12 protein-coding genes and 2 pseudogenes are annotated in these 10,529 nt (G+C 65.8%); 4 read left to right on the top strand and 10 right to left on the bottom strand.

Features of this window, described 5'->3' with window-relative positions; translation table 11 throughout:
* Positions 1-194 (bottom strand): hypothetical protein (locus Q0L89_RS12810; RefSeq protein ID WP_296765766.1); only part of this gene is annotated, 194 nt, incomplete at its 3' end.
* 13 nt (positions 195-207) lie between these two features.
* Between Q0L89_RS12810 and Q0L89_RS12805 the strand changes: the two genes are divergently transcribed.
* From Q0L89_RS12805 to Q0L89_RS12795, 3 genes are read left to right on the top strand one after another with little or no spacing between them, the layout of a single operon-like run.
* Positions 208-1,692: an AMP-binding protein gene (locus Q0L89_RS12805; RefSeq protein WP_296765764.1), complete on the top strand. Its 1,485-nt coding sequence runs from the start codon at positions 208-210 to the stop codon at positions 1,690-1,692.
* The gene (locus tag Q0L89_RS12800; RefSeq protein ID WP_296765761.1) at positions 1,689-2,048 is read left to right on the top strand and encodes a MaoC family dehydratase; all 360 of its coding nucleotides are present in this window, start codon (positions 1,689-1,691) and stop codon (positions 2,046-2,048) included. The genes Q0L89_RS12805 and Q0L89_RS12800 overlap by 4 nt, the downstream gene beginning before the upstream one ends.
* On the top strand, positions 2,042-2,416 hold the full coding sequence (locus Q0L89_RS12795) for a phosphate acetyltransferase (RefSeq protein ID WP_296765760.1): 375 nt from the start codon (positions 2,042-2,044) through the stop codon (positions 2,414-2,416). The genes Q0L89_RS12800 and Q0L89_RS12795 overlap by 7 nt, the downstream gene beginning before the upstream one ends.
* Positions 2,417-2,446: 30 nt before the next feature.
* Here the strand turns inward: Q0L89_RS12795 and Q0L89_RS12790 are convergent, their stop codons facing one another.
* The 8 genes and pseudogenes from Q0L89_RS12790 to Q0L89_RS12755 all read right to left on the bottom strand — a co-directional run.
* Positions 2,447-3,244: an alpha/beta fold hydrolase gene (locus tag Q0L89_RS12790; protein WP_296765758.1), complete on the bottom strand. Its 798-nt coding sequence runs from the start codon at positions 3,242-3,244 to the stop codon at positions 2,447-2,449.
* Positions 3,244-4,296: a branched-chain amino acid ABC transporter permease gene (locus Q0L89_RS12785; RefSeq protein ID WP_296765755.1), complete on the bottom strand. Its 1,053-nt coding sequence runs from the start codon at positions 4,294-4,296 to the stop codon at positions 3,244-3,246. The genes Q0L89_RS12790 and Q0L89_RS12785 overlap by 1 nt, the downstream gene beginning before the upstream one ends.
* Position 4,297: 1 nt before the next feature.
* Entirely contained in the window at positions 4,298-5,329 is a 1,032-nt protein-coding gene (locus tag Q0L89_RS12780) for a branched-chain amino acid ABC transporter permease (protein ID WP_296765752.1), read from the bottom strand.
* Positions 5,329-6,051, bottom strand: a complete 723-nt coding sequence (locus tag Q0L89_RS12775; protein ID WP_296765750.1) for an ABC transporter ATP-binding protein — start codon at positions 6,049-6,051, stop codon at positions 5,329-5,331. Before Q0L89_RS12775 ends, Q0L89_RS12780 begins: the two co-directional genes overlap by 1 nt.
* The gene (locus Q0L89_RS12770) at positions 6,044-6,808 is read right to left on the bottom strand and encodes an ABC transporter ATP-binding protein (protein ID WP_296765748.1); all 765 of its coding nucleotides are present in this window, start codon (positions 6,806-6,808) and stop codon (positions 6,044-6,046) included. The genes Q0L89_RS12775 and Q0L89_RS12770 overlap by 8 nt, the downstream gene beginning before the upstream one ends.
* Positions 6,809-6,889: 81 nt before the next feature.
* Complete coding sequence (locus Q0L89_RS12765) at positions 6,890-8,059, bottom strand: substrate-binding domain-containing protein (RefSeq protein WP_296765746.1); 1,170 nt, start codon at positions 8,057-8,059, stop codon at positions 6,890-6,892.
* 251 nt (positions 8,060-8,310) lie between these two features.
* On the bottom strand, positions 8,311-9,006 hold the full coding sequence (locus tag Q0L89_RS12760; protein ID WP_296765744.1) for an SGNH/GDSL hydrolase family protein: 696 nt from the start codon (positions 9,004-9,006) through the stop codon (positions 8,311-8,313).
* A 110-nt stretch (positions 9,007-9,116) separates the two neighbouring features.
* Positions 9,117-9,359 (bottom strand): annotated as a pseudogene (locus Q0L89_RS12755) (integrase core domain-containing protein); the annotation flags it as partial.
* 245 nt (positions 9,360-9,604) lie between these two features.
* Here Q0L89_RS12755 and Q0L89_RS12750 point away from each other — a divergent pair.
* Positions 9,605-10,381: pseudogene (locus Q0L89_RS12750) on the top strand (IS110 family transposase); the annotation flags it as partial.
* A gap of 36 nt (positions 10,382-10,417) precedes the next feature.
* On the opposite strand, the gene Q0L89_RS12745 reads toward Q0L89_RS12750, so the two are convergent.
* Positions 10,418-10,529 (bottom strand): integrase core domain-containing protein (locus tag Q0L89_RS12745; RefSeq protein WP_296765769.1); only part of this gene is annotated, 112 nt, incomplete at its 5' end.

Raw genomic sequence — 10,529 nt, 5'->3', positions numbered from 1 at the left:
TCGTCGGCAGCGTCAGATGTGTATAAGAGACAGATGCCGACCTCGACACCCTGGCCGAGGTCAAGGCGCTGATCTGGGACGCGCCGCGCCGCGCGGCGGTACGCGCCCGGCTGGATGCCGAAGCCACCGCCTTCCGCCGCCGTATCGCCACCCCGCAGACCGGCGCGCGGATGAAAACGTTTCTTGCCGCCCAAGGGAGGTAGAGGCATGTTCGACACGGTTCCCGACATGGCCCTCAAACGCGCCGAGTTGTCCGGCGACGCGACGGCCTTCACCGAACATGACAGCGGCCGACACTGGAGCTTTGCCGAGATCAACCGCGCCGCCGATGCCGTGGCGGCGGGGATGGAAGCGCGCGGCATCGCCGAAGGCACGCGCATCGCCATCTTGTGCCACAACTGCGCCGAGTTCTTCGTCACGCTGTTCGCCTGCCAGAAAACCGGCGTCATCCTGTGCCCGCTCAACTGGCGGCAGCCGGCGCCCGAACTGGTCGACACGATTGCCCCGGTGGCGCCGCAACTGCTGATCCACGATGCCGCACATTCCGCGCTGGCCGGTGAAATCGCGGCACAAACCGGGATCGCGACCACCGACATTGCCAACGAACTGGCAGGCTGGATCGCGCAGGGGGGACGGCCCCGCACCGCCCCGGTGCCTGCCGGGCGACCGTGGTATCTGCTGTTCACCTCGGGGACCACCGGCCGGCCCAAGGCGGTGATCCAGACGGCGCGCATGTGCTGGGCCAACGCCGTCAATATCGGGCAGGCCATCGGCCTGACCGGCGACGACAGCGCGGTCAACTTCCTGCCGCTGTTTCATACCGCCGGCATCAACCTCTACACGCTGCCGGTGTTCCTGAACGGCGGGCGGTCCACCATCGTGCCGCGCTTCGAAGCCGAAACGCTGCTGGGGCTGTTGCGCGACGGCGCGGTGACGCAGTTTTTCGGCGTGCCGGCGATCTACCAGGCGTTCTCGCTGTCGGAAAACGTGGATGCGGTCGATTGGCAGGCAATTCGCTGCGGCTGCGGTGGTGCGCCGTTGCCCGCGCCGCTGATCCGGTTCTTTGCCGAGCGCGGGGCAATGGTGCTCAACGGGTTCGGCATGACGGAAACCGGGCCCACAGTGTTCCTGATGGACCCGACGCGTGCGGCCGACAAGATCGGATCGGTCGGGCGCGCGCAGATGCTGACCGAGATGCGCCTCGCCGGCGTGCCCCCCGGCACGCCCGGCACCGGCGAGGTCGAACTGCGCGGCCCCGGCATCACGCCGGGCTATTTCGAGAACCCCCAGGCCACCGCCGACACCTTCACCGCCGATGGCTGGCTGAAAACCGGCGATGTCGGGCGGCGCGACAACGACGGCTATCTCTACATCGTCGATCGGATCAAGGACATGTACATCTCGGGCGGCGAAAACGTCTACCCGGCCGAGGTCGAGCGTGTGATCGACGACCACCCGGATGTGCTGGAAGCGGCGGTCGTGGGCGTGAACGATGCGAAATGGGGCGAGGTCGGCGTGGCTTTCGTCATCGCCCGCCCCGGCGGGCGCATCGACCCGCAGGCGTTGCGCCAGTGGTGCCGCGAAAGGCTGGCCGCCTACAAGGCGCCGGCGCGGGTCGTCGCGGTCGACGAGCTTCCCCGCACGGCCGCCGGCAAGGTACGCAAACCCCAGTTGAGGGACTCCCTGCAATGACGATCGAGGCAACCGCCCGCTGGACCCCGACACAGGCCGAGTTCGACGAATTCGCGCGCGTATCGGGTGATGACAACCCCATCCATGTGGACCCCGCGTTTTCGGCCCGCACCGGGTTCGGCCGCACGGTGAGCCACGGCATGCTGATCTATGCCAAGTTATGGGGGCTGCTGCGGCAGGCACGGCCCGGCGCGCGCCAGTTGGAGCAGAGCATGATGTTTTCCCACCCCGCTTATGCCGATGAGCCGGTTGAGCTGCATATCCGCGAATCCGCGCCGGGCGTGGTGGAAATGCAGGCCACCCGCGCCGCCGACGGCGCCGCGCTGCTGAGCGGCGAGGCGCGGATCGAATGCTGAGCCGCGGCGCCACCGTCACCACCGCGCGCGCGTTTTCCGCCGGCGACCTGCGCGCCTTCGCCGGGTTGAGTGGCGCGCCGGCGGGCGCACATGTGCCCGAGCCGCTGATCGCCGGGATGGTGTCGTACCTTCTGGGCGTTCACCTGCCGGGGCCGGGGACCAACTACCTCAAGCAGGACTTGCGCTTCGAGGCCCCCGCGCCGCTGGATACCGAGATCACCGCCGCGGTCGAGGTGACCCGCCTGCGCCCCGAAAAGCAGCTTGTCGATCTCTGGGCGCGCTGCACCCTGCCCGATGGCACGCTGCTGTGCGAGGGCCGCGCGCTGGTCAAGGCCCCCGCCGAGCTGTTTCACGGCGCCAGGGCCTGACGGGCGCACAGCGGCGCCAAGCGGTCGCGCTCAGCCCAACGTCGCCGCGAAACGCTCGATGGCGCGGGCGAAGGCCGCGGGCTCCTCAAGGTGTGGCGAATGCCCGGAGCGCGTGAACACCTGCGCACGGGCATCGGGCGCGGTCGAGCATATCCATTCGGTGGCCGAGGCCGGGTAGACCCGGCTCGCCGCACCGCGGCAGACCAGGTAGGGGCAGTCGATCCGCGCGATCGTGTCGCGCGCATCCATCGCCAGCAGAGCATCCCACATCCGCCGCATCACCTGCGCATCCTGCGTCAGGATGGCGGCGCGGGTTTCGGCGCGGCTGAACCCCGGGGCGCCCTCGGGGGTGGCGTACATCGTCGCGGCAATGGAATGGGTGATGCTTCCCCAGTCCTGCGCCATCCTCTGGGTGGTGGCGGCGACGTCGGCGGCGCTCTGGCCCAGCAGGCCGTGCGGCCAGCCGGGCGCGTTGAGCATCCGGGGGCTCATGTCCACCGTAACCAGCCCGCCCAGTGCGTTGCAGCCATGGCGCGCGATATACTCCCACGCCACCGCCGCGCCCATCGACCAGCCCAGCACGATGGGCGGTGAACCGGCCTGCGCGGCAATGCAGCGGGCCAAGGTTTCGGCGCCTGCGGCCAGCGTCGGCGGCGCATCGGCGGCAGTGCCATGGCCCGGTAGGTCGGGCGCCACCGGGGCGAGCCCCGGCCCCAGCCGTGCCGCCAGCCCGTCGAAGACGCGGCCCGTCATCGTCCAGCCGTGCAGCAGGATCAGCGCCCGGCGCGGCCCCGTGGCCGCGGGCGAGGATGGCACGGGTGGCGGCATCATCGCGCGCCGCGCAGCCGCCCGACGATCCCGGTAGGGAAGAAATAGACGCTGAGCACGAACAGCACCCCCAGCCACAGCATCCAGCGATCGGGGCTGAGTAGGTCGGGGATCAGCGGCAGCGCCGAGGTCGCGTCCGACGCGGACCCCATAAGCGTTTGCAGGTAGTTTTGCGCCAGCACGAACAGCGTCGCGCCGATCACCGCGCCGTACATCGTGCCCATGCCGCCGATCACCACCATCAGCAGGATGTCCAGCATGATCGAGAACGACAACGTCGTGTCGGGTCCGACATAGCGCAGCCAGATCGCGAAGATACTGCCCGCCACCGCCGCCACCGCGGCCGACAAGCAGGTCGCCAGGGTCCGGTAGGCCACCACGCGGTAGCCGATCGCCTCGGCACGAAAATCGTTCTCGCGGATCGCCTCCAGCACCCGGCCGAAGGGCGAATTGACCACCCGCAGCAGCAACAGGAACAGCAACAGGCAGGCCCCGAACACAAGGTAATAGGCCAGCAGCCGCCCGTTGAGCTTGACGCCGAACGCCTCGCCAAAGCGGAATGCGGGGGTCAGCTCGCGCGGGATCAGGTAGTTCAGGCCGTCTTCGCCGCCGGTGATCTGCGACAGCTGGCTGACCAGCACCGCCACCGCCGAGGCCACCGCCAGGGTGATCATGGCAAAGAAGATTGCCCTGACCCTGAGCGAGAGCAACCCGATCACGAAGGCCAGCACCGCCGCCGCCAGCGCGCCTGCCACGGTGCCCACGGCCAGCGCGTCGAAGCCACGCCCCATGTGGACCGAGGTCAGCGCCACCCCATAGGCCCCCAGCCCGAAGAACATCGTGTGCGCAAAACTGACGATCCCGGTATAGCCCAGAAGCAGGTCATAGCTGGCCACCAGCACGATGAAGATGCAGATGCGCGCAGCCGTCTCCAGCGACCGCACGCCGGGAAACAGGAACGGCGCCAGCGCCAAACCGACAAGGATGATCAGCAGCAGCGCCGCCAGCGTCATGGACCGTGGCCGGTCGCCGGAAAGAATGGTGTCGATCATGTCACTTCGCCTTGACCACGGGCATCATGCCCTGCGGGCGCCACATCAGGATCGCAGCCATCAGCCCGATATTTGAAATGAGCGCCAGTTTCGGTGCCAGAAACGCGATGTAGTTCTGAGACAGCCCCACCAGAAGCGCGCCAATGAATGCGCCCTCGACCGAACCCAGGCCGCCGATGATCACCACGATGAACACGAGGATCATCATCTCCTCGCCCATTCCGGCGGTGATCACCCCCTGGTAGAGGCCCCACATCACGCCGCCCAGCCCGGCCAGCGCCGAGCCGGCGACGAACACCCCGATAAAGACCAGCCGCAGCCGGTATCCCAGCGCCTGCACCATTTCGCCGTTCTGCACCCCGGCGCGGACGATCAGCCCGATCTTGGTGCGCCGCAGCACCAGCCGCATCGCCACGAACACCATCAGCCCCAGCGCCACCGCCAGCAGGCGGTACTTCTCAAGCGCCGCGCCCGCGTAGGTGATCGCGCCTTGCAAGGTCTCGGGGCGATTGATGAATATCTCGTGCGGGCCCCAGACCACCTGGATCAACTGCTCGATCACGATCAGCCCGCCCACGGTGACAAGGATCTGGTGCAGGTGCTGGCCGTAGACGGGGCGCACGATGACCCGCTCGAACCCCCAGCCCAACACCCCGGTTACCGCGATGGCGGCCAGTATCGCCAGCGCCACCGCCGCCAGGTTCAGCCCCAGCGACGGCGCCGAGGTCCAGCCGCCGAACCCGATCAGCACACTGACCCCCACGAAAGCGCCCACCGAGATAAAGGCGCCATGGCCGAAATTGATCACGTCCATCAGCCCGAACACCAGCGTCAGGCCCGAGGCCATGAGAAAGATCATCATGCCCATGGCCAGGCCCGCCACCGTCAGCGTAAGCCAACTCGAGGATGATCCGATGGCCAGGAAACCCGCCACCACGACCAGCGGCACCAGGATGAACGGCATCGCCTGCCCGATCCTGTCGCTCGCCGACAGCGCGGCCAGGGTGGGGTTGTGTCCGGGGGCGTCGGTCATCATGCCGTCTCCATGCTCAGGCCCATAAGGCGTTCCTGCAATGCGGCGTCACCGGCCAGCTCGGCCATCGCGCCGGCCCAGATCACGCGCCCGTCATCCATCACCGCAGCGCTGTCGCCCAGCGCCTTGGCGACGGCGAAATTCTGCTCGACCAGCAGGATCGAGGCGCCGCGGCTCTTCAGATCGCGCAGCGCGCCGGCCATGGTCGAGATGATCGCCGGGGCCAGCCCCTTGGTCGGCTCGTCGATCAGGTAGAGCCGGCGTTCCTCGGCCATCGCGCGGGCGATGGCCAGCATCTGTTTCTGCCCGCCCGACAGGTTGCCCGCTTCGCTGCGCCAGAAGGTACGCAGCGGCGGAAAAGCGGCGAATATCCATTCCAGCCGCGCCGCGTCCAGCGGCCCCGACGCCGCCGCGAGGGTCATGTTCTCGGCCACTGTAAGGTCGCTGAAGATGCCCATGTCCTCGGGCACGTACCCGATGCCGAGGCGCGCGCGCTCGGCCGTTGCCATGGCGCCCAGGTCGCGACCGTCGAGCGTGATCGTGCCCCGTTTCGTGCGCCAAAGACCCATTATCGTGCGTAACGTGGTCGTCTTGCCCACGCCGTTGCGCCCCAGCAGCATGGTGACGCCGCCGCGCGGCACCGCCAGATCCAGATCGTGCAGGATATGGTACTGCGCGATGTCGGTATATACGCCTTCCAGCGTCAGTATCGGCTCAGACATCGGCCAGATCCTTTCCCATGTAGGCTTCCTGCACCACGTCCGAGGCGATCACCGCGGCCGGCTCGCCATCGGCCACCAGCGCGCCGTTGTGCAGCACGATGATGCGGTCGGCGAGGGTGCGGATCACGTCCATCTTGTGCTCGACCAGCAGCACGGTGCGGGTGTGGTCGCGCTTCAGCTCGGCGATCAGGTCCAGCACCACGGGCGCCTCGTCCACGCTCATGCCGGCGGTGGGTTCGTCGAACATGTAAACCCTGGGATTCAACGCCACCAGAATCGCCACCTCCAGCTTGCGCTGGTTGCCGTGGCTGAGTTCCGCCACCGTCTGCCCGGCCAGGTCGTCGAGCCGCACGCGTCGCAAGACCTGCATCGCGGTGTCGGTCAGGTCGGTATCGCGCTCGGCCATCGACAGCAGACTGACCCGCCCCGTGCCTTGCGCCTGGACCACCAGGCGGACGTTTTCAAGCACGCTGAGCCTTGGAAACAGGTTGGTCAACTGGAACGCCCGCCCCAGCCCGGCGCGGCAGCGCTGCGATACCGAGCGGCGGGTGATGTCGTCACCTGCCAGGGTGACGGTTCCCGCCGTCGCCGCGACCTGGCCCGAGATCAGGTTGAAGTAGGTTGTCTTGCCGGCCCCGTTGGGCCCGACGATGGCGGTCAGCTCCCCGGCCTTGAAGGCGCAGCTTACCGCGTCCACGGCAACATGGCCCCCGAACCGGACGGTCAGCCCGGCTGTCTCCAGGATCGGATGATGCATCGCGCTCGCGCCTCCGGTGGTGATGTCATGGTGGGAGCGGCCGCGCATCGGCGACCGCCCCGTGCCGGGGTGACCCCGGGGTCAGTTGCGGATCGGGATATCCATGTCCCCGATGCCAAGCTCGCGCACCAACACCGGCACACCGTAATCCTTGCCCTCCTGAATCTCGGTGCGGAAGTGATACATGGATTGCAGCGCCTGGTGATCTTCGGGGCGGAACCTCATCATGCCCTTGGGCGTTTCGAATTCCATCCCTTCCATGGTCTCGATCAGTGCCTCGGTGTCGGTGGTCCCGGCACGACGCAGCGCCTCAACCACAGCGATTCCGGCCGACACGCCCCCGGCAGTGAAGAAATCGGGCGGCGTGCCGAAGCGGTCGAAATGTTCCTCGACCAGCCAGTCGTTCACCGGGTTTTCCGGGATCTCGTAGTAGTAATAGGTCGCCCCCTCCAGGCCCGGCAGCTCCTTGTAGGCCTTGAGCGCCGCCAGGATGTTGCCGCCGGTGGCGATCTCGATGCCAAAGCGGGATGGGTCCATCGCGTTGATCTTGCCCATCGGGTTGCCGCCGCCGGCCCAGATGATGAACAGGCGCTTTTCGCCCTCGATATCCTTCATCGCGTTGAAGATGCGTTCCGCCGCGGCGGTGAAGTCGGTGGTGTCGGCGGGCACGTATTCCTCGTGCGCGATGGTGGCCCCGGTGCCGTCCAGCGCCTCGCGGAAAGCGGCAACCCCGTCACGACCGAAGGCATAGTCCTGCGCCAGCGTGGCAATGGTGACGCCCTCGTCCCCGATGGCGACAGCGTTGGCCACCGCATCCTGCGACGAATTGCGCCCGGTGCGGAAAATGTAGCGGTTCCAGTTCTTCCCGGTGATCGAATCCGCCACGGCGGGTTCGACCAGCAGGAGGCGTTCGTATTCCTGTGCCACCGGCAGCATCGCCAGCGCGACACCCGAGCTGACCGGTCCCACGGCGAGATGCGCGTCGTCATCGCCGTACGCCTCGGCCAGCAGCGTCTTGCCGACATCGGGTTTGAGTTGCGTGTCCTTCTCGATCACGGTGATGTCTTCACCGTTCACCTTCATCGTGCCGTCCGTCGCATACTCGATGCCCATCATCAGGCCGTTATGCGATTGCGCGGCGTAGGCTTCGTACGGGCCCGACTTGCCGTAGACATGGGCAATTCGGATTTCCGCCGAAAGCGGCGCGGCCATCGCGCACAGCGCGGCCGCCGTTGCAAATAGCGTCTTCATTCTGGTTCTCCTCCCATAGGTCGTTGCAGGTGACCTACGATATATGAAACATGAATCACTGTTCATGTCAACGCCGGGAACTCGGCGCCCCCTGTCCCGCCGTCTAGCGCCGGCCATGGCCGGCGAGGTCATGGATGCGCCCCCGGGGCGCACGCTTGTTGGGCGAAATGCGCGCTATCGCACAAATCGCCTGATCGCCGGATTTCCCGTTTCCCCGGGCGGACTTGCTGCGTTTCTATTCAGGCGACCGTTCAATCAGCATCGTTCGCCGGATTGCTGATCACCTCGGCGATGCGTTTGCCGATGGCCCGACTGCCCTTGACCGACGGGTGGATCAGATCCAGCCCGTGATAGGATCGGTCACCATGTGGCACCAGATCGGCCAGGGACACGAAATGCAGGCCCTGGTCCAGCGCGGCAAGGCGGGAAAGACGCCGGTCCATTTCATCGCCGTCATCGGTGCAACCTTCGATCGGCGAAGTCACACCAGGGGTGCGCAGGTAGCCCACGAACACCACCTGCGCCCCGGTCTGGCGCAGCTTGGACAAGAACCCGGGGATACGCCCGCGATGCCCATCCTCGGAAATCAGCCGGCCGATACGCCGCTCACAAGGGCCGCAGCCGCAGCCCATCCAGATATCGTTGCCGCCGCCGTTCAGCACGATCCAGTCCCAGTTGCCGGGGCGATATTGTTTGGTGATGTTCAGCCCCATACTGCCCGAAATGGGCAGCGCATAAAGATACCGCGCCCCCGCGACCGACCGGTCGATCACCGGTTCGTCCAACGCCTGCTCAAGCGAATGCGCCACGCTCTTGCCCTGGCTGCGATGCATGGCCATCAGCGAATCCCCCAGCAACAAAATGCGCGACTGCGTGTCGCTCGTGACGGGTTCGGTGCAGCCAAGCAGGGCAATCAGTGGGGCAAGGAGTGCAATACATCGGATCATGGAAATGGCCTGACTGGACTTGGGGTTCCCCGCTTTGATGGACGATTATGGGCTTCGAGATTCAAGCCCTTCAGCGGTGGTCCTTTCGTAGTTGATGGGTGACTTATACCCTAGGTGTTCAGTCCCGGCATCTGGTGGATCGGCTTTAGGATGAATCGATCTGGCTCTGAAGTCCAGATCTTGCAGATGTATTCGTAGGGCGTGAGGCCGCTGAGCGTCTTGAGCCTGCGAGCGAAGTTGTATGCGTCCATGAAGTCGGCGAGGTGCGTTCGCAGCTGATCATGGCTATCGTTATGATATCGTTTCACCGTCGCGTCCTTAATCGTTCGGTTCATCCGCTCGACCTGGCCGTTATCCGGCATGATTGGGTCGGTGCTTCGAATCCTTCGGTGCTTTTTTGGGCTGATGCTATGATGAGTGTATCCGGGGTTCGGGGCATCGGGAGCACGTGAGTGCGGGCAGACCGAGCAACAGACCTGGGCTGAGAGCCCGTGCCGTTATGTGGTCGCCCCTGCGGCTTGCCCGGATGTGCCGAGAGCACGGATCTGTAGATGCCGCGTGCCCGCCAGCTCCCGCTTCTGTGGCAAAGGAGGGAGAAATGCGGATCATTGGGCTGGATATTCATCGCGTCTTCGCCGAGGCGGTGGCGCTTGAGGATGGCGAATACAGGCGACTTGGACGCGTCAGCATGACGCGGGATCATCTCCTGGCGTTCGCGACAACGTTGAGGTCGACAGATCACGTCGTAGTGGAGGCGACGGGAAATGCGACAGCGGTATTGGAAATCCTGGTGCCGAACGTCTCGCGGGTTGTGATTGCAAATCCGTTTCAGGTGCATCTGATCGCCCGGGCGAAGACCAAGACGGACAAGATCGATGCACGGGTTCTGGCAAGGCTCTACGCCGCAGGCTTTCTGCCCGAGGTGTGGATTCCCGACGAAAAGACTTTGGCCCGCCGTCGGCAAGTCACGCGCCGAAACCAGTTGGTGAAGAGCCGGGTGCGGCTGAAATCCATCGTGCAGTCCATCCTGCATGCGCATCTGGCACCGCGCTGTCCGCACGCCGATCTCTTTGGCGGGAAAGGGCGGGTCTGGTTGCAGGCACAGGTTTTTCCCGAAGACGAGCGTGCCGCGATCAAGCGTCACCTCGAAGAGTATGACCGGCAAACCGAGGCGCAAAGACAGGTCGAACGGGACATCGCCGCCATGGCGCTGGAAGATGCCGATGTAAGGCGGCTGATGACGATTCCAGGCATCGACATGGTTGTCGCCGTCGGCGTGATGGCTGCAATCGGGCGCATCGACCGCTTTGCCTCTGCCGATCATCTTGTCGCCTATATCGGCCTCAATCCGAGCGTGCGGCAGTCCGGCGACGGGCCAGCCTACTGATCTTGCCCCTATTTCACCGGACACTCAGGCGGTTGCGTTTTGAGCTGCGATGAACTCGCGGGGCGAGCGCCATTTCAGCCCTGAGTGCGGATGGTTCTCGTTATAATCTTCGAACCAGCCATCAATCAATCCGAGC

It is taken from the genome of Sediminimonas sp. (assembly GCF_024637375.1).
Lineage (GTDB): Bacteria > Pseudomonadota > Alphaproteobacteria > Rhodobacterales > Rhodobacteraceae > Sediminimonas.
The sequence above is the reverse complement of the archived record's forward strand: the minus strand, read 5'-3'. Positions and strand labels throughout refer to the sequence as shown.

Bases quoted from the DNA above. Each gene is read 5' to 3' on its own strand.
- Q0L89_RS12805 (WP_296765764.1), top strand. From the start codon at position 208: ATGTTCGACACGGTTCCCGACATGGCCCTCAAACGCGCCGAGTTGTCC.
- Q0L89_RS12800 (WP_296765761.1), top strand. From the start codon at position 1,689: ATGACGATCGAGGCAACCGCCCGCTGGACCCCGACACAGGCCGAGTTC.
- Q0L89_RS12795 (WP_296765760.1), top strand. From the start codon at position 2,042: ATGCTGAGCCGCGGCGCCACCGTCACCACCGCGCGCGCGTTTTCCGCC.
- Q0L89_RS12790 (WP_296765758.1), bottom strand. From the start codon at position 3,244: ATGCCGCCACCCGTGCCATCCTCGCCCGCGGCCACGGGGCCGCGCCGG.
- Q0L89_RS12785 (WP_296765755.1), bottom strand. From the start codon at position 4,296: ATGATCGACACCATTCTTTCCGGCGACCGGCCACGGTCCATGACGCTG.
- Q0L89_RS12780 (WP_296765752.1), bottom strand. From the start codon at position 5,329: ATGACCGACGCCCCCGGACACAACCCCACCCTGGCCGCGCTGTCGGCG.
- Q0L89_RS12775 (WP_296765750.1), bottom strand. From the start codon at position 6,051: ATGTCTGAGCCGATACTGACGCTGGAAGGCGTATATACCGACATCGCG.
- Q0L89_RS12770 (WP_296765748.1), bottom strand. From the start codon at position 6,808: ATGCATCATCCGATCCTGGAGACAGCCGGGCTGACCGTCCGGTTCGGG.
- Q0L89_RS12765 (WP_296765746.1), bottom strand. From the start codon at position 8,059: ATGAAGACGCTATTTGCAACGGCGGCCGCGCTGTGCGCGATGGCCGCG.
- Q0L89_RS12760 (WP_296765744.1), bottom strand. From the start codon at position 9,006: ATGATCCGATGTATTGCACTCCTTGCCCCACTGATTGCCCTGCTTGGC.